The organism is Phytomonospora endophytica (genome assembly GCF_014202425.1).
GTDB lineage: Bacteria > Actinomycetota > Actinomycetes > Mycobacteriales > Micromonosporaceae > Phytomonospora > Phytomonospora endophytica.
Window position 1 is genome coordinate 106,933 of sequence record NZ_JACHGT010000004.1, and the last position, 17,145, is coordinate 124,077.

14 protein-coding genes are annotated in these 17,145 nt (G+C 71.5%); 9 read left to right on the plus strand and 5 right to left on the minus strand.

Features of this window, described 5'->3' with window-relative positions:
- Positions 1-75 precede the first annotated feature (75 nt).
- The gene (locus tag HNR73_RS09775) at positions 76-1,089 is read right to left on the minus strand and encodes an ABC transporter substrate-binding protein (RefSeq protein ID WP_184787037.1); all 1,014 of its coding nucleotides are present in this window, start codon (positions 1,087-1,089) and stop codon (positions 76-78) included.
- A gap of 47 nt (positions 1,090-1,136) precedes the next feature.
- On the opposite strand from HNR73_RS09775, the gene HNR73_RS09780 reads away from it, so the two are divergent.
- The 5 genes from HNR73_RS09780 to HNR73_RS09800 all read left to right on the plus strand — a co-directional run bounded on the left by HNR73_RS09780 (position 1,137) and on the right by HNR73_RS09800 (position 8,456).
- The gene (locus HNR73_RS09780) at positions 1,137-2,171 is read left to right on the plus strand and encodes a FecCD family ABC transporter permease (RefSeq protein ID WP_184787038.1); all 1,035 of its coding nucleotides are present in this window, start codon (positions 1,137-1,139) and stop codon (positions 2,169-2,171) included.
- On the plus strand, positions 2,168-3,193 hold the full coding sequence (locus HNR73_RS09785) for a FecCD family ABC transporter permease (RefSeq protein WP_184787039.1): 1,026 nt from the start codon (positions 2,168-2,170) through the stop codon (positions 3,191-3,193). The genes HNR73_RS09780 and HNR73_RS09785 overlap by 4 nt, the downstream gene beginning before the upstream one ends.
- A 116-nt stretch (positions 3,194-3,309) precedes the next feature.
- Positions 3,310-6,027 carry an AAA family ATPase gene (locus HNR73_RS09790; RefSeq protein WP_184787040.1) on the plus strand — a complete coding sequence of 906 codons (2,718 nt, stop codon included), beginning with the start codon at positions 3,310-3,312 and terminating at the stop codon, positions 6,025-6,027.
- Positions 6,024-6,563, plus strand: coding sequence for a hypothetical protein (locus tag HNR73_RS09795; RefSeq protein WP_184787041.1), 540 nt, complete (start codon positions 6,024-6,026; stop codon positions 6,561-6,563). The genes HNR73_RS09790 and HNR73_RS09795 overlap by 4 nt, the downstream gene beginning before the upstream one ends.
- Positions 6,564-6,827: 264 nt before the next feature.
- Positions 6,828-8,456 carry a M4 family metallopeptidase gene (locus HNR73_RS09800; RefSeq protein ID WP_184787042.1) on the plus strand — a complete coding sequence of 543 codons (1,629 nt, stop codon included), beginning with the start codon at positions 6,828-6,830 and terminating at the stop codon, positions 8,454-8,456.
- Between the two features lie 191 nt (positions 8,457-8,647).
- On the opposite strand, the gene HNR73_RS09805 is transcribed toward HNR73_RS09800, so the two are convergent.
- Positions 8,648-11,014 carry a cellulose binding domain-containing protein gene (locus HNR73_RS09805; RefSeq protein ID WP_184787043.1) on the minus strand — a complete coding sequence of 789 codons (2,367 nt, stop codon included), beginning with the start codon at positions 11,012-11,014 and terminating at the stop codon, positions 8,648-8,650.
- A 250-nt stretch (positions 11,015-11,264) separates the two neighbouring features.
- Here HNR73_RS09805 and HNR73_RS09810 point away from each other — a divergent pair, with 250 nt between their 5' ends.
- Positions 11,265-12,083 (plus strand): NAD-dependent epimerase/dehydratase family protein, encoded by an 819-nt coding sequence (locus HNR73_RS09810; protein ID WP_184787044.1) that lies wholly within the window; start codon positions 11,265-11,267, stop codon positions 12,081-12,083.
- A 52-nt stretch (positions 12,084-12,135) separates the two neighbouring features.
- On the opposite strand, the gene HNR73_RS09815 is transcribed toward HNR73_RS09810, so the two are convergent.
- The 3 genes from HNR73_RS09815 to HNR73_RS09825 form a co-directional block, all read right to left on the minus strand.
- On the minus strand, positions 12,136-12,600 hold the full coding sequence (locus tag HNR73_RS09815; RefSeq protein WP_184787045.1) for a hypothetical protein: 465 nt from the start codon (positions 12,598-12,600) through the stop codon (positions 12,136-12,138).
- Positions 12,601-12,704: 104 nt separating this feature from the next.
- Positions 12,705-12,911, minus strand: coding sequence for a hypothetical protein (locus HNR73_RS09820; RefSeq protein ID WP_184787046.1), 207 nt, complete (start codon positions 12,909-12,911; stop codon positions 12,705-12,707).
- 3 nt (positions 12,912-12,914) lie between these two features.
- Positions 12,915-13,712: an IclR family transcriptional regulator gene (locus tag HNR73_RS09825; RefSeq protein ID WP_184787047.1), complete on the minus strand. Its 798-nt coding sequence runs from the start codon at positions 13,710-13,712 to the stop codon at positions 12,915-12,917.
- A gap of 234 nt (positions 13,713-13,946) precedes the next feature.
- Here HNR73_RS09825 and HNR73_RS09830 point away from each other — a divergent pair, with 234 nt between their 5' ends.
- From HNR73_RS09830 to HNR73_RS09840, 3 genes are read left to right on the plus strand one after another with little or no spacing between them, the layout of a single operon-like run.
- On the plus strand, positions 13,947-15,275 hold the full coding sequence (locus HNR73_RS09830; protein WP_239122116.1) for a sugar ABC transporter substrate-binding protein: 1,329 nt from the start codon (positions 13,947-13,949) through the stop codon (positions 15,273-15,275).
- Positions 15,275-16,249 (plus strand): carbohydrate ABC transporter permease, encoded by a 975-nt coding sequence (locus HNR73_RS09835; protein ID WP_184787048.1) that lies wholly within the window; start codon positions 15,275-15,277, stop codon positions 16,247-16,249. The genes HNR73_RS09830 and HNR73_RS09835 overlap by 1 nt, the downstream gene beginning before the upstream one ends.
- On the plus strand, positions 16,246-17,118 hold the full coding sequence (locus HNR73_RS09840) for a carbohydrate ABC transporter permease (protein WP_184787049.1): 873 nt from the start codon (positions 16,246-16,248) through the stop codon (positions 17,116-17,118). The genes HNR73_RS09835 and HNR73_RS09840 overlap by 4 nt, the downstream gene beginning before the upstream one ends.
- Positions 17,119-17,145: the final 27 nt, after the last annotated feature.

The following is a 17,145-nucleotide window of genomic DNA, read 5'->3' on the forward strand; positions in this document are numbered from 1 at the left end:
TAGACGGGCCGGACGTCGCAGCAGGTTTCACGTCCGGCCCGAAAGTGTCCCAGATCCCAAGGGCCGCAGGGAAAGTCAGACGACCTTCCGGGCCGACGCGATCGACTCGGCGAGCCGCTCCAGCAGCGGCGCGCACCCGGCGTAGGAGAAGCGCGGCTCGGGCGCCCACGGCGTGATCTGCCCGGCCTCGACCGCCGGGAGCTTCGCCCACGCGGGCTTCTCGGCGAGCTGCGCGGGCTGGAGGCCCTGCGTCCGCTCGTCGAGGAGCAGCAGGTCGGCGTCGTACTTGTCGAGGTTCTCGTAGCTGAGCTCCTCGAAGTACCCGTCGGCGTTGACGCTGTCGGGCACGAGGAGGTCGACGCCGAGCTCCTTGAAGAAGATGAGGTCGCTGTTGCGGGCCGGCGTCGACACGTAGAACAGGTCCGTCCACGCCGCGCAGGCCATGACCTTGATGCCGGGGTTGGCCGCGGTGGCCTCCCGGACGGCCTGGGCGGCGGTCTCGAAGCGCGTCTTCGCCTCAGCCGTGGCGGGCGAGGCGAGGTCGGCGCCGATGGCCCCGGCCAGCTCGGCGAAGCGGTCGATCGGCTTCGACAGCGGCATGTCGAAGGTCTTGATCCCGACGCTGGGCACCAGCCCGAGGATCTTCTCCGAGGATTCCGCCGGCACGAACCACAGCGTGTCGTCGAACATGTTGCTGACCAGCAGGTCCGGGTTCAGCTTGGCGTACTCCTCGACGTTGAACTCGCCCCAGGCGTTGCCCAGCACGGTCACCTTGGAGACGTCGAGGTCGCCCGCCTGCGCGTCCTTCGTCCCGTCGGCGGCGGTCGTCGGGCCGAACACGCCGACGACGCGGTCGCCGAGCCCGAGGTCGTGCAGGGCCGCCGCGACACCGATGAAGGCGACGATCCGCTTCGGCGCGGCGTCGAGCGTGGCGATCTGACCGCGGTCGTCGGTGAAGGTCCACGAGCCCGCCGGTGAGCCTCCGTCGTCCTTGGAGCCGCAGGCGGCCAGCAGGGCGCCGAGACCGAGGGCGCCGCCCGCGGTGAGGAGACCGCGGCGGGAGAGTGACGAGGTGAGCGGACTGCGCATGGGGTGCCTTTCGCATGGGAGGAGGATGGTTAGGTTAGCCTAGCCAAATGCTTCGCCCCCAGGTCGAGGCGGCCGTCCCTCCGGCACGACATGCCCCGCGGGCACTGCGCGCCGCCGGCCTGCTCGCCGCCCTGCTCGTCCTCATCGCCGTCGTCGTGCTCAGCCTCGCCCTCGGGTCGCGGCCGCTCACGCTCGGCGAGGCCTGGTCCGGCCTCTTCGACGCCGCCTCCAACTCCTACACCGTCGTGCACGACATGCGCCTGCCCCGCACCGTCCTCGGTCTCATCGTGGGCATCGCGCTCGGCCTCGCCGGAGCCGTCGCCCAGGGCCTCACGCGCAACCCGATCGCCGACCCCGGCCTGCTCGGCATCAACGCCGGCGCCTCGGCGGCCGTCGTGTCGTCGATCACCTTCTTCGGCGTGACCTCTTTCACCGGCTACATCTGGTTCGCCTTCGCGGGCGCGGCGGCCGTGTCTGTCCTGGTCTACGCCGTCAGCGGCGGTCGTGGCGCGACACCCGTCCGGCTCGCGCTGGCCGGCGCGGCCATCAACGCCGCCCTCTACTCCTTCGTCAGCGCCACCGAACTCCTCGACGCCGCCTCCCTCAACCGGATGCGCTTCTGGACCGTCGGCTCGCTCGCCGACGCCCGGATGAACACCGTCTGGAGCGTCCTGCCGTTCATCGTGGTCGGGACGGTCCTCGCCCTGTTCCTCGCGCGCGGTCTCAACGCCCTCGCCCTCGGCGACGACTCCGCCCGCTCGCTCGGCGCGAAACCGGCCGTCACCCGCGTCGTGTCCATGATCGCCGTGACGCTCCTGTGCGGAGCCGCGACCGCCGCGTGCGGCCCGATCGTCTTCGTCGGCCTGATGGTCCCGCACATGGTCCGCGCCCTCACCGGCCCCGACCTGCGCTGGATGCTCCCGTACTGCCTGCTCCTGTCGCCGGTCATGCTGCTGGGCGCCGACGTCATCGGCCGCGTCGTCGCCCGCCCCGGTGAGATCCTCGTCGGGATCGTCACCGCCGTCGTCGGCGGTCCGGTCTTCCTGTACCTCCTCCTGCGGCGGAAGGGAGCCCGCGCGTGAGCGTCCTGCGGCACCGCTCCATCTCGGTCCGGCTGCACCTGCGGCCGCTGCTCGTCGCGATCGCCTGCGCGCTGGTGGCCGTCGTCGTCGCCGTCGTGTCCATCGGCAGCGGCGACTACCCGCTGAGCCCCGGCGAAGTCGTCACGACCCTGCTCGGGCAGGGCAGCCGCATGGACGCCTTCATCGTCAACGAACTGCGCCTGCCGCGCGTGGCGACCGCCCTCGCCGTCGGCGTCGCCCTCGGCCTGTCCGGCGGTGTCTTCCAGGCCCTCGTCCGCAACCCCCTCGGCAGCCCCGACGTCCTCGGCTTCACCCAGGGCGCCTCGGCCGGGGCCCTCACGGTCATGCTCATCGCGGGCGGTTCGGGACTGGCCGTCGCCGGCGGCGCCGTCGCCGGAGGCCTGGTCACCGGCGCGATCATGCTCATCGTCGCCGGACGCGCGGGCGCCCACGGCTACCGGCTCGTGCTGGTCGGCATCGGCCTGTCGGCGATCCTCACCGGCGTCGTCGGCTACCTGCTCACCAAGGCCCAGATCATCGACGCCGCCCAGGCGACCCTCTGGCTCACCGGCAGCCTCGACGGCCGCGACTGGGACGACGTGCTGCCGCTGGCGATCCTGCTCGCCCTCACCCTCCCGCTCCTCGTGCTCGCCTCCCGCGCGCTGGTGATGCTGGAGATGGGCGACCAGAGCGCGGGCGCGCTCGGCGTGCCCGTCGGGCGCCTGCGGCTGCTGCTGTACGTCACCTCGGTGCTCCTGGTGTCCTTCGCGGCGGCCGCCGCCGGGCCGGTCTCGTTCGTCGCGCTCACCGCGCCGCACCTCGCGCGCCGCCTGACCCGCGCGCCCGGACCGAACCTGCTCGCCTCGGCGACGATGGGCGCGGTCCTGCTCGTCGTCGCCGACCTCGTCGCCCAGCGCGCCTTCACCGGGCGCACGCTGCCCGTCGGCGTGATCACCGGCCTGCTCGGCGGCGGATACCTGGTGTGGCTGCTGGTGATGGAACGCAAGGCCGGGCGCATCTGAACCACCAGTGGTGAACAAAGTTGCTCATAAGGCTGGGTTCACCAGCGCGGACGTATTCCAATCCGTGACTGAACGCCACTATTCTGGGCCCCGGCCGACGGCGGGGAGGTGCCGCGATGCGCATGGTGGGGCGCGAGGAGACGCTGCGGGAGGCGGCGGGCGCGCTGACGGCCCATCGCAGCGTCCTGCTGCACGGGCCACCCGGGATCGGCAAGTCCACACTCGCCGACGCCCTCGCCGACCGCGCGCGTGCCGACGGCGTCCACGTCCTGCGGGCCGCGCCCGCCGCCGTCGAGAGCGACCTGCCCTACCTCGTCCTCATCGACCTCTTCGCCGAGAGCGTCGCCGCCGCCCGCGCCCTGCCCACCCACCTGCGCGAAGCCCTCGACGTCGCGCTCCTGCGCACCCGCGGGGCCGGCGCCGGACCCGACGAACTGACCGTCCGCATCGCCGTCCTCGAACACCTCCGCCGTCTCGCCGCCGAGAACCCCGTCCTGCTCGTCATCGACGACGCCCAATGGGTCGACGGCGCCAGCGCCGACGTCCTCGCCTTCGCCGCCCGCCGCATCGGCGGCCTGCCCGTGTCGATCCTGGTCACCGAACGCGTCGAGGACGCCGAACCCACCGCCCGCGCGCTGTGCCACGACCCCCTCGCCATCGCCCTCGAACCACTCGACCGGACCGCCATCACCGAACTCCTCAGCGCCGAGACGGCCGCCCACACCGCCCAGCGCGTCTACGCGGCCAGCGGCGGCAACCCCATGTACGCCATCGAACTCGCCCGCGCTCTCGGCCGCGGACCGGCACCCGCCGAACACGAACCCCTGCCCGTCCCCGACCGCCTCCGCGACCTCCTCGCCAGGCGCCTCGACGGCCTCGGCGACGACACCCGCCGCGCCCTCGTCTACGCCGCCCTCGTCTCCCGGCCCACCCTCGGCCTGCTCATCCGCGCCGAAGCCCTGCCCGCCGACGGCCTCCACGCCGCCGAGACCGCCCGCATCATCACCGCCACCGACGACGGCGACATCGCCTTCCTCCACCCGCTGCTGCGCGAACTCGTCACCAGCGACGCCGGCTGCGCCTCCCGCCGCGCCGCCCACGCCGAACTGGCCGCCGTCGTCGACGACCCCGTCGAACGCGCCCGCCACCGCGCCCTCGGCAACCCCGCCGCCGACGCCGACATCGCCGCCCTCGCCGAGACCGCCGCCACCGAGGCCGCCGGCCGGGGCGCGCCCGGCACCGCCGTCGGTCTCGCCCGCCTCTCCGCCCGCCGGACCCCGCCCGAGAACACCGCCGCCATCGCCGCCCGGCTCCTCACCGCCGCCGGATACGCCCAGGACGCCGGCCGCGTTCCCGAGGCCCGCGAACTCGCCGAGGCCGCGCTCGCCGCCGGGGGAGCGCCGGTCACGCGCGTGCGGGCGCGGCTGCTCGTCGTCGACCTCGCCTGGCACGAGCTCGGCGAGGCCTCCGGGCAGCTCGCCCGGGCCGCGACCGAGGCCGGCGCGGACACCGCGCTCCAGGCGCGCGTCGGCCTCTACGAGGCTTCGCTCGCCTACTTCGAACGCCGCAACACCGACGCCGCCCGCCACGCCCACCGCGCCGAAGGACTCGCCCGCGAGGCCGGGGAGAAGGCCCTGCTCGTCGAGGCCCTCGGCGTCCGCGCGACCATCGCCGCGCCCGACGCTCCCGACGGCGAGACCGCCGACGCGCTCCACGAGGCCGCTTACCGCATGGCCCAAGGACTTCCCGTCACCACCGCCGCCATCGACGCCCGCCAGATGTGGGCCATGACCGCGCTGTTCCGCGGCGACCTCGCCACCGCCCGCGACGAGATTGCCCGCCTCGAACACGACGTCCGCTCGCGCGGCCTCATCGCCGACCTCATGGGCGTCCTCATCTCCACCACCTCGGTCAACGTGCGCGCCGGCGACGGCGCCGCCGCTCTCCGAGCCGGAGACGAATGCGAGCGCCTGTTCCTCGACGCCGCGCCCACCCCCTGCGTCGGCCTCGTCGTCGGCGCCAGCGCCGAATGGTGCGCCGGGACGCCGCGGCGGGCGGTCGAACGGGCCGCGAACGCCGTCGCCGTCTGCGAACGCCTCGGTGACGACGAATGGCTCGAACCGGCGCTGGCGATCCACGGACAGGCGCTGTTGATGACCGGCGACGCGGCCGCCGCCGTCGCGGCCTTCGACCGCGCCGCCGAGCTCGAAGAGGCCGGCGCCGCGAGGGATCCGGCGATCATCCCCTGGCACGCCGACCACATCGAGGCGCTCGTCGCCACCGGGGATCTCGACGCCGCCGCCGAGCGGCTCGACGACCTCGCCGAACGCGTGGAACTGTTCGGGCGACCCGTCATCGCCGTCCAGGTCGAGCGCGTCCGCGCCCTGCTCACCGCGGCCCGAGGCGACGGCGTCGAGGCCATGAACACACTGCGCGCGGCCATCGAGACGCACGGCCCGCGCGCCTACCCACTCGAAGCCGCCCGCGCCGAACTGACCCTCGGGCGCATCGCCCGCCGCGCCCGCCGCCGCTCCGTCGCCCGCGCCGCCTTCGCCACCGCCGTCACGGCCTTCGCCGCCGTCGGAGCCGACGCCCACCTCGCCATCGCCCGCGACGAACTCGACAGACTGGATCACCAGCGCGCCGACGGCGGCGACGGCCTCGCCGAGGCCGACCGCAGGCTCGTGGCGATGGTCCGCGCCGGGGCCACCAACCGCGAGATCGGGGCCGCGCTGTTCCTGTCGGTGAAGGCGGTCGAGGCGCGGCTGTCGCGGCTGTACCGGAGGTTCGGGGTGCGGAACCGGGCCGAACTGCTGCACAAGCTGGCGGAGTGAAGGGCTTCGTGTCGGCGGGCTTCCTTGTGGTGCGGCGGTTCCAGCGTGCCGCGCACATGGACGCGGCTCTGCTGCCGGCGGAGATCACGACGATGAGCGAGTGCCTGGCCGACGCCGTGCCCGTACCGGGCCACTGGGCGCGGGATCCGTGGTTCGCCGACGGGGTGGCGGCCAGTGCGGCGGTTCGCGACGGCCATGAGCTGATCGAGGCCGCCGCCCCCGCCGACCTCGTGTCCGACCTGCGCGGTGAGATGGGGGAGTGGACGGGCGCCACCGCCTTTCTGAGCGACGCCGGACCGCCTTCCCTTGCGCCACTGGGCTTCGAGCTCGTCGGCTTCGACGGCGGCACCTGGCACAGCCGGCTCTGCCTCGACGGGCTCACCGGTGACGTCGACGACGCGACCGGCGTGCGCTCGGGCCGTCACGGACTCATCGCCGACGAGGCCGACGCGAGGCGCGCGGCGGCGTGGCTGACGGCGTCGGGGCTCGGCGACCCGAAGGTCCTGCGCTGGTACCCGGTCCGGCTCGGTTCCTAGATCCCGCCGCCCCCAACGGAACCGCCGCCCGCCTTCTCGCGTCCCACCCGAACCCGCCGCCTCCCGCGCCCCCTTGCCCACCCCCACGCCTGTCGATCAAGCCTCCGCCGGCCTTCGGTTTCGGTGGAGGTTTTCCCTTGCGCCCACCCTTGCGAGGCCTTCCAGGTCGTGACCTTCCGCCGTCGGCATGGAACAACAGGACAGCGGAAGGTACGCCGAACGGCGGATGTGCCGTAGGCGAACTCATGACAGCAGGGAGACGACATGGCAGGGCTTTCTCGGCCCCTCACTCGCACGGCCATCGCGGTCGCGCTCACCGGTCTTTTAAGCGCGGGCGTCTTCGCGACGACCCAGGCGTCGGCCGATCCCGTTTCCGGCGAGGGGATCAGGGTCGCCGTCGACACCGCCGGCGAACTCACCGGCCTGTCGGCGCCGGCCGGTCACACGCTTCGCGACGGTGGCTCCGGCAATGCCACCGAGCAGGCGACCGACCACGTGTCCGCCTTCGCCGGCAGGTTCGGCGTCGACCCGAAGCTCCTCGTCGCGCGGCCCGCGACGGCGATCCCGGGCGGCACGGTCGTGCGTTTCGACCAGACCGTCGACGCCGTACCGGTCCTCGGCGGCCAGCTCGTCACGGTCCTCGACGACACCGGCGCACTGACCTCGATCCACGGCAACCTCAGCTCCAACCTCGGCCTCGACGCCACCCCCGGCAGGAAGAAGCCGGACGCGCTGCGCGGCAAGGCCCTCAAGGAGTTCGCCGACGAGGCCGACGTCGCGGTCAAGGACCTGACCGCCGGCAAGCCGAGCCTGGCCTGGTTCGACCCCGCCATCTGGGCGGGCGCACCGTCCACAGGGGACCTGACGCTGGTCTGGTCGGTTACGGTCGAACCCCACGGCCTCATCGGCTTCGGCGGCGAGGTCCTCTACGACGCCACGACCGGCGCCGAGGTGCTGCGCATGTCGCACAAGCACGAGGCGGCCAGCCGCGTCGTGTGCGACGTCAACAGCGGCAGCGTCTCGACCAGCAAGGTCTGCGTGTCGAAGAACGCCACCCGCAAGGAGGGCCAGGCCCCGACCGGCAACGCCGACGTCGACGACGCCTACGACATGTTCGGCGCCACGTCCGACTACTACGCCGACGCGTTCGGCTACGACCTGACGGCCGGCATCGGCTCGAAGGCGACCGGCGACAACGTCAAGCGCCTGCGCGCCATCGTCCGCGCCTGCGTCCCGGGCTACGGATGCCCGATGGAGAACGCGTTCTGGAACGGCAAGGGCATGACCTTCGGCACCGGCTTCGCCTCCGCCGACGACGTCATCGCCCACGAGCTCACCCACGGCGTCACCGAGTTCACCTCCGGCCTGGAGTACTCCAGCCAGAGCGGCGCCATCAACGAGTCCCTTTCGGACATCTTCGGCGAGTACAGCGACCTCGTCAACGGCGTCGGCAACGACGGCGCGGGCGTCCGCTGGGACCTCGGCGAGGACCTCCCGGCCTCGATCGGTGCGATCCGCGACATGGCCGACCCGGGCCGCTTCGGCGACCCCGACCGCGTCGGCAGCGCCAACTGGTACACCGGCACCAGCAACAGCGCCTACGTGCACATCAACTCCGGCGTGGGCAACAAGGCCGCGTTCCTGATGGTCGACGGTGGTTCCTTCAACGGACGGACCATCACCGGTCTCGGGCTGGACAAGGCCGAGCAGATCTGGTGGCGCGTCCAGCACACGCTCACCTCCTCGGCGACCTACGGCGAACTCAACACCGTGCTGCCGCAGGCCTGCAACGCGCTCGCCTCGGCGGGCACCGCCGGTATCACGGCCGCCGACTGCGCCCAGGTGGACACGATCGTCCAGGCGACCGAGATGAACAAGACGCCGGCCGGCTGATTCCCCCTCGGACGGGGCGTTCCCGCCGGGCCGCGGCACCGGCCCGGCGGGAACGGATGGCGACATCCGTCCGAGGAGGGGGACCCTGTGGCGAGTAGGGAGTCCACGGGGTCCCCGTCCGTCCCACGTGGGCGGCTCGGGGGTGGAAGGGCGGGGGCGGCACCGGACTCGGTGCCGCCCCCGCGCCCGTCCTAACCCCCGCAGGGCTTCCCGTTGACCGTGCATCCCGACGGCGGTCCCGTTCCCTTGGCGTTGAAGCCGAAGGTCTTGGTGGCGCCGGGTTTGAGGTTTCCGTTGCTCGCCACGTTCACGAAGGTCTGCAGCGTTCCGTTCGCCGTGTGCGTCGCGTTCCAGGCCTTGCTCACGGTCGTGCCGGCCGGGAGCGCGAAGACGACCGTCCACTTCGGAACGACCGCGGCGCAGCCGTTGGTCACCGACACGTCTCCGCTGTAGCCGCCGGTCCAGGTCTTCGTCCGGGTGAAGGTCGCGGTCAGGCAGGCCGACGGATCCGGTGTCGGCGTCGGACTTGAGCTCGGGGGAGTCGACGACGGCGACGCCGACGTCGTCCCCGTCGGGCCCGGCGGGCCGGTCGGTGACGGTCCGGTGTCGGTGGAGCGGAGGAACAGTGAGGGCGCGGCGTCGGTCAGCTCGGCGTGGACGCCGTGCCCGCCGGTGTAGTCACCTCGCTCGCGGCCGGCCCAGTCGGGGATCGGCGTCCCGCCGGCGTCGAGGTGCCGCCACGCCGAACCGTCCCAGCCGAACTGGTAGACGCGCTGTTCGTCGTCGTAGTAGGCGATCCAGGCACCGTTCGGCGCGGTCTGCTTCGTCATCGCGTTGTTGTGGAAGACGTTGCGTGGCCCGGAGGCGCCCGACCACTTCACCGCCTTCCGCCCGGCGCCCCACCAGATCGGGAACCAGGTCGAGTCGTCGGTCCCGCCACCGCCTTCCTCGCCGCAGTTGACGGTGCAGCTCCCCGAACGGTGGTCGTAGGGCACGGTCACGGTGTTGAGTTCGAACAGGTTGTGCCGTTCCCATCCGCCGTGCAGGTTCAGGTCGGAGTCGAAGTCGTTGCCGATCACGACGTTGCCCGAGGCCGACCACTGGAACGTGAAGTGCCGCAGCCCGCGCGTGGTGTTCCCCGCGTAGATCGAGTCCCACACACGGGATCCGCGCAGGTAGCCGTTGCCGCCCTTGCCCTTGTTCCACGAGCCGTTGAGCGTGTTCCCGACGATCTGCAGGCGGTAGGCCTCCTCCGTCACGATCGGGTGCGACCCGGTCATCTCGGCGCGCACCCCGCGCACCCAGCTGTCGGCCGCCCACTTGAACACGATCCCGTGCATCTCCCGCGCGGGCGCCATGTTCCCGTAGTTGTGCGCGGCACCGGCCGGATCGAGGCCGTCGATCGCCTGCGTGAAGGCGAGATCCTCGATGCCGACCCCGACGACGGGGTCCACCAGCGGGGCGGCCTTGGAGTCGTAGACCTTCCCGTCGATCGGCGCCGAACCATCCGATGTGGACGTCACCGGCAGGTCGAACTCCAGGGGCTTGTCGACGGTGATGGTGCGGGCACTCGTGTCGACGGCGGCGATCGTGAAGATCTGCTGTCGCATGTGGATGTTCTGAAGCGCGTGCTCGGTGGGCGTCGCCTTCATCCGCTCGTAGAACTCAAGGCTGTTGGCGCCACGGACGTTGACCAGCCCACCCGGCCGGAAGCCACCCATGTCGGCGTTCGACGCCAGGTGCACGACGGTGTCCCCGGTGCGGGCGGCGAACCCGGTGTCACCGGGCTTGTCGCGGAGCTTGCTCCCCGACTTCCAGTGCACGTTCACCGTGCCCTCGAACAGATCCTTGCGATTGGCCGGTGCGCCGGCGTGGTCGGAGGCGTACGAGCTGTGGACCGCGCGCGACTGGACGCGGAACAGACCCCGGCCCGGCCACAGCCATCCGCCGGTGCCCTGGCCCCAGGTCATGCCGTCCTCGTCCCAGTCCGAGCCGTCCTCGGTGAGTGCGTCGTAGACGGTGTTCGCGTCGGGCCGGTAGGTGATGAGCGTGCCCGATCCGGGTGCCGACCCGGCGCCGCGGATGATCGTGTAGTCGGCGTCGACGCCGAGCTGCCGCGACACGTCGAGGTTCCCCGCCGGAAGCGTGATGAGGCTGAGCCGGTCGTGGCTCGCCGAGGCCGAGCAGGTGTCGCGGATCGCGTCGATCGCGGCCTGGATCCCGGCGGTGTCGTCGGCGCCGTCGCCGGGCCGGACGTCGTAGTCGGCGGCGAGTTCGGCCGCGTCGATCCGGCAGGCCTGGTCGGGGTTTACCTGCTGCGGTCCGGGCAGGACGCCGTCGCCCCGGTATCCGGCCTTCGACCAGTCGTACAGCCCGTCGACGGGCGCCCGCCGGTTGGCCGCCGACAGGTCGAGACCGCCCGCCGCCGCACCCGGTGACGCCGCCGGATCGGGCGAGGCCGAGATCGCGATGACGATCGCTCCGGCCGTGACGGCGGCGGTGACCGCCGCGGCGGAGACGACGGTGAGCCGTAGTCGTGGACGTAACTGTTGCTGCATGGCTGCCTCCCAAGCGTGGTCCCGGGGGCCTCGCCGGCACGCCACGGTGACCGTGAGCGTCACGTTAGGAGATGTCGTCCAGCGTGTCAACTATAGATCTCATATTTGGCTCGTGTCTACATATCTGGATGCATCGTTCGAGTATGTGAACGCGATCCGGATGCTAGGTAGGAGTCCACGACTGCGGTACCTTGAGTCCCGCTGAACCCAGGCTCGCATGAGCGCGCAACCCGACCCCGGGAGTCGATCCATGGCAGACGGACGCATTGTCATCACCGGCGCCTCAGGGAAGGTGGGCAGGCTGCTTCGCCCGCGGATCGGCCGCGAGGGCCGCGAGATCCGCCTGCTCGACCTCGTCGAACCCTCCCCGCCGCCCGGTGAGGGCGAGGTCTTCCTGCGGCGTTCGGTCACCGATCTCGACGGTCTCACCAAGGACTTCGACGGCGCCGACGCCGTCGTCCACCTCGGCGGCCAGAGTCGTGAGGCGAGCGCCGAGGACGTCATCGACCGCAACGTCCACGGCACCTACCGTGTGCTGGAGGCGGCCCGCCGCGCCGGTGTCGGCCGGGTGATCCTGGCGTCGTCCAATCACGCGGTCGGCTTCCACGACCGTGCCGACATCCCGCCCGGTGGGCTCCCCGCCGACGCCCCGGCCAGGCCCGACACCCTGTACGGGTGGTCGAAGGTCGCGGTCGAGTCGGCGGGCCGGCTGTTCGCCGACCGCTTCGGCATGAGCGTGATCGTCCTGCGGATCGGCGTGTGGTTCCCGAAGCCGCCCGACGTGCGCGGACTGTCGCTGTGGATGTCGCCCGACGACGGCGGCCGCCTCATCGAGGCCTGTCTGTCCACATCGGAGCCCGGGTATCGGATCGTGTGGGGCGTCAGTCGCAACACGCGCGGCTGGTACTCGCTGAAGGAAGGCGAGGCCATCGGCTACGACCCGCGGGACGACTCCGAGGCCCACGCCGGGGAACTGCTCGCGAAGTACGGGCCGCTCGACGAGAGCGATCCGGAACTCAAGCGCGTCGGCGGCGGGTGGTGCTCGATCCCGCTGGGAGAGCCGAACTAGGAGCGGTCGTCACCGCCGCCGGGTTCCATGCCGACGTCGTGAGCCCCTTGCGTCATGTTCCGATGCCGACCGCGGCGCCGGGCTCGTCGGAGTGTCCAGCGCGGATTGCCGATGCGCAGGGGGTCACGGCGTCCGCGTCCCGGTATCGCGCCGACAGCCGGGCGCGCGGCTTCGGCCCGTCGACCCGGCGGGCGGCGCGCGGGTACATCCCATCCTTGCAGCGGTAGGTTCGCTCGACCGCCTCGACCGCCTCGACCGCCTCGACCGCCTCGACCGCCTCGACCGCCTCGACCGCCTCGACCGCCTCGACCACCAGGCCGATGAGGGCATGCGGCGCGAGCGGGACGCCGTTCCCGGCGAAGGGGCTCAGCAGGCCCTCTTCGCGTCCCCGGCGGGAGTGGTTCCAGCCGGCCGTGTCGAACTCGTGCGGGTAGCGCTGCTCCCATTCGAGGGATGGACGGCGTACGCGGCCGCGTTCTCGAAGACGCCGTTCCCGGGGCGTGCGGACCAGAAGCACGAGATCTGGCCTTCGGTGGCGTCGGCGTCACGACGGGCGGCGAACGCCTGGTCGAGTTCGGCGGCCCGCGCGGGATCCGACGGCCGAAGGGTGCCCGCCACCGCTCATATCTGGTGGATCCATTGCCGTGCCCCGACTCGCGCGGCGAGCGCACGGCGGTGGTGTTCGCGCGCCGCGCGCGGCGCGGGGTCGTCGGCGATCAGATCCCGGGTCCACGCGGGGTCGGGGTCGGCGTTCATGCCGCGAGCACGGTCGCCCGCCCGCCGCCCGCCGCCCGCCTGCCGCTCGGCGCCCGGCGAACGACGTGGCACCCCCTACCGGATCCCTTCTCTTCGCAGCGTCGCCGCCAGCTGTCGTGTCCGCGCGACGAGGGCTTCGGCGACCCGTTCCCCTTCACCCTCCTTGAGCAGGTGCGCCGGCATCGAGCAGCTGATCGCGTCGGTGGCGGGGATCCGGTAGCCGACGGCCGCGGCGATGCAGGCCACACCGAGGGTGCCCTGCTCGCGTTCGAGCGCCCATCCACGTGAGCGGACGAGATCCAGCTCCCCGTGCAGGGCGTGGCGGTAGGTGATCGTGTGTTTCGTGTAGACCTCAAGTTCACCGGGCAGGACGGCGTCCACCTCCTGGGGCGTCAGCTCGGCGAGGAGCGCCTGTCCAAGGGCGGTGAGGTGCGCGGGCAACCGGCGGCCGACCCTCGACACGGTCCGCACGGTGTCCCGGGCCTCGCGGCTGGCGAGGTAGAGGACGTGCGCGTCGTCGCGGCGGGCGTAGTGGAAGGTGTAGCCGAGTTCGTCGCGGAGGTCTTCGAGCGCCTCGTTGGCGTGGGGTAGCGCGAGGTCGCGATCGAGATAGGCCGTTCCCGACAGCAGCGCGTGCGGCCCGACGCCCAGGGCCGAGCCGCTCTCGTCGGCCTCGATCCATTTGAGTTCCCGCAGCGTGCGGACCAGCGCGTGCAGGCTGGAGCGCGGGTAGCCGGTGCGCTCCTGGAGCTGCGCGAGGGTGAGCCGTACCGGCGAGGTCGCCAGGACCTCAAGGATCCGGACGGTTCTCTCGGCGGACTTGACCAGCGAGCCCTCGTTCTCGGCGGGAGAGTCGCTACGGCCGCGTGGCATGTGTTCACCCTTCTGTCCCATGACGCCCATGTGGACGGACTCGGTCTCCGGAGCCTCGTCGCCCGGTGCCGCACCGACATGAAGCGGGTCGGCCGGGGCCGGGGCGGTCCGAGGCGGGGTGGATCCGAAGTCCTGTCGACGCCTTGACCGCCATCATAGTGACTGTTAATTTGTCGTTGCACAGCGATCACATCCACAGACTCGATTCACATATGTGAATAGGGAGGCAGTGACATGTCTCAACGTCGAGCATTACTACGACTCGTGGTGCCGATGGCGGCCCTCGTCGTCGGTCTCAGCGTCGCCGGTTGCGGAAGTTCGGCCGCCGAACAGGACTCGAAGGGCCAGCTCGACATCTGGGTGCGCAAGCCGCCCGGGACCGAGACCGAGCAGACCGCCAAGGACCTCGCCGCAGCGTTCACCGAGAAGACCGGGGTCCCGACGAAGGTCACCGCCATCTTCGAGGACTTCGAGACGAAGCTCTCGCAGGCCGCGGCCCAAAAGCAGCTGCCCGACATCGTCATCAACGACACCGCCCAGCTCGGCACGCTCGTCAAGCAGGGCCTCGTGCGCGAGATCGCGAAGGACTCCGTCGAGGGCCACGACCAGCTCACGCCGATCTCCTGGGACGCCGCCACCGCCGCCGACGGCAAGGCCTACGCCGTCCCCTTCTCCGCTCAGACCTTCGCGCTGCTGATCCGCAAGGACTGGCGCGAGAAGGTCGGCGCCGGCGTACCGTCCACATGGGACGAACTCAACGCGCTGGCGACGAAGTTCACCAAGGACGACCCCGACGGCAACGGCGAGGCCGACACCTACGGCTACGTCGTCCCCGGCTCCACCAAGCGCGGCTACACCGCCTGGTACTTCTCCAGCTTCCTCTGGGCCGCCGGCGGCGACTTCTTCACCGGCGAACCCGGGAAGTACACCCCCGCGATCAACAGCGCCGCCTCGCTCGCCGCCGTCGAATGGTTCCAGAAGTCCTTCTGCGACGGCCTTGTCGTGCCCGGCGCGGCGACCCTGGAGACCACCCAGGCGCACCCCAACTTCGAAAGTGGCGTCGGCGGCATCTATCTCACCGGCCCGTACATGATGGGCAAGTTCGACGCCAAGCCCGGCAAGGACCTCTACGAGGTCGTACCGCTGCCCGCCGGACCCGGCGGCGCCCCCGCCGCGCTCGCCGAAGGCGAGAACGTCTACCTCATGGCCGGTTCCGACAACCAGGACGGCCAGGAGCGGTTCGCCGAGTTCGCCGTCTCCGTCGAAGGCCAGACCCTCGCCATGGACGGCGACCAGCCCGGCAACATCGTGCGCCTCCCGGTCAACTCCACAGTGGACCTCGCGAGCGTGCGCACCGACCCGCGCTGGCAGACCTTCGACGACATCTACCAGAGCTCGGCCCGCTACGTGCCCCAGGTCCCCGAATGGACCCCCTTCCTGCAGAGCTCGGCGGAGACCCTCAACGCCGTCGTGTCCAACTGCGACACCCCCGCCGGAACCGCGCTCGACGAGCTCGCCGCGACCTTCGCCGAAGAGCTCGGCCGCCAGGGAGCGGGCGGCTGATGGGCGCCACCGGAACCCGGGCGGAGCCGGTGCCGCCGACGGCGCCGCCCGGACCGGTGGCCGACCGGCCGCGCCCCCGGCGTCGTCCACAAAGGACCCGCTGGCGCGGCGCCGGAACCGCGTGGCTCTTCCTCGCGCCCGCGCTGCTCATCTTCACCGTGTTCAAGTTCGTCCCCATGGGCCGCGCGTTCGACATGAGTTTCCACGAGGTCCGCCCCTACCTGGGCGACCTGTGGGTCGGCATGGACAACTACACCCGCGTCCTGACCGACGAGGCCTTCTCCTCGGCGATCGTGCGGACCGTCGTGCTCGCCGTCGGCCAGACCGGTGGCTCGCTCGTCCTCGGTTTCGGCCTGGCGCTGCTGCTCGAAGGCACCGCCAAACACCTGTGGTTCGTGCGCACGGCGGTGTTCCTGCCGACGATCGTCGCGATGGCCGTCGTCGCCGAGGTCTGGCGCATCCTCTACTACCCGGGCCCCGACGGGACGGTCAACAGCGTCCTCGGCTGGGTCGGTCTCGGACCCTCGCAGTTCCTCAACGACGAGGACACCTCGCTGTGGTCGGTGATGTCGGTCGGCGTCTGGCGCGGAGCCCCCTACGACATGATGATCTTCCTGGCCGGACTGTCCGGAGTGGACAGAACCCTCTACGAGGCCTCCTCGGTCGACGGCGCGAGCATCCCGCGCAGGATCTGGCATGTCACGCTTCCCGCGCTGCGCCCGGTCTTCGCGATCCTCTTCACCCTCGCCGCCATCCGCGGCCTGCGCGTCTTCACCGAGATCTTCCTGCTCACCAACGGCGGGCCCAACGGATCCACCGAGGTGCTGATGACCCTGATCTACAAGGTAGGCCTGGAACGCCACGACCTCGGCGTCGCCTCGGCGGGCTCGGTCCTGCTGCTCCTGGCCACCGTCGTGCTCACCCTCGCCGTCCGCTTCGCCAGGCGTGGCCGCGACTCCAAGGCCGCGTCATGAGGCGCGGCAACCGAACCGACACCGCCCTCGGACTCTCCTACCCGCGCGGCCCGCTCACCCGCGTCCTGCGGATCCTGCTCCACACCGTCGTCGTCGTCATCTTCGCCGGGCCGCTTCTCGCCCTGCTCGTCGGCGCCTTCGGCGAGGTCACCAGCCCGACCGAGTTCACCCTGATCCCCCGGGGATTCACCCTCGGCAACTTCACCCGAGCCATCGACCGGGACGTCCTGCTCTACCTGCTCAACTCCTTCGTGGTCGTCGGCGGCGGCCTCCTGCTCCAGATCGCCGTCTCCGTCTCGGCCTCATATGCACTGGCACGCAAGAGATTCCCGGGCATGCGACTGGTGTTCCTGCTGATCCTGTCGACGATGATGCTGCCCGAGGAGATCCTGGCCATCCCGCTCTCGCTCGTCCTCGCCGACGTGCCCGTCGTGCACGTCAACCTCATCGGCTCGCTGTGGGGCATGATCCTGCCCGTCGCCGCGTGGGGCTTTTCGATCCTGGTGATGACCGAGTTCATGAAGGAGATCCCGGTCGAACTGGAGGAGTCCGCCCGCATCGACGGCGCCGGCGAACTGCGCATCTTCACCGCGATCGTGCTTCCCCTGTGCCGGCCGGCTCTTGGCGTCATCGGCATCTTCGGCTTCACCATGATCTGGGACCAGTACCTGCTCCCGCTGCTCGTCGCGCGGGACGCCGGCCAGTTCACCCTCCCGCTCGCCCTGCGCAACCTCCGGTCCGACGAAGAAGTCGGACTCGGCGTGCTCCTGGCCGCCTCGCTCCTGGCCCTGCTGCCGTCCGTCATCGCCTTCCTCGCCCTGCAACGGCAGTTCATGAAAGGCCTGACCGCGGGCGCGGTCAAAGGCTGACCCCCCGTCCCTCCAGATTGGACCCGA

Excerpts from the sequence above, each read along its gene's own strand:
- HNR73_RS09835 (WP_184787048.1), top strand. The coding sequence starts at position 15,275 with ATGGGCGCCACCGGAACCCGGGCGGAGCCGGTGCCGCCGACGGCGCCG.
- HNR73_RS09780 (WP_184787038.1), top strand. The coding sequence starts at position 1,137 with ATGCTTCGCCCCCAGGTCGAGGCGGCCGTCCCTCCGGCACGACATGCC.
- HNR73_RS09775 (WP_184787037.1), bottom strand. The coding sequence starts at position 1,089 with ATGCGCAGTCCGCTCACCTCGTCACTCTCCCGCCGCGGTCTCCTCACC.
- HNR73_RS09830 (WP_239122116.1), top strand. The coding sequence starts at position 13,947 with ATGTCTCAACGTCGAGCATTACTACGACTCGTGGTGCCGATGGCGGCC.
- HNR73_RS09840 (WP_184787049.1), top strand. The coding sequence starts at position 16,246 with ATGAGGCGCGGCAACCGAACCGACACCGCCCTCGGACTCTCCTACCCG.
- HNR73_RS09805 (WP_184787043.1), bottom strand. The coding sequence starts at position 11,014 with ATGCAGCAACAGTTACGTCCACGACTACGGCTCACCGTCGTCTCCGCC.
- HNR73_RS09790 (WP_184787040.1), top strand. The coding sequence starts at position 3,310 with ATGCGCATGGTGGGGCGCGAGGAGACGCTGCGGGAGGCGGCGGGCGCG.
- HNR73_RS09800 (WP_184787042.1), top strand. The coding sequence starts at position 6,828 with ATGGCAGGGCTTTCTCGGCCCCTCACTCGCACGGCCATCGCGGTCGCG.
- HNR73_RS09810 (WP_184787044.1), top strand. The coding sequence starts at position 11,265 with ATGGCAGACGGACGCATTGTCATCACCGGCGCCTCAGGGAAGGTGGGC.
- HNR73_RS09825 (WP_184787047.1), bottom strand. The coding sequence starts at position 13,712 with ATGCCACGCGGCCGTAGCGACTCTCCCGCCGAGAACGAGGGCTCGCTG.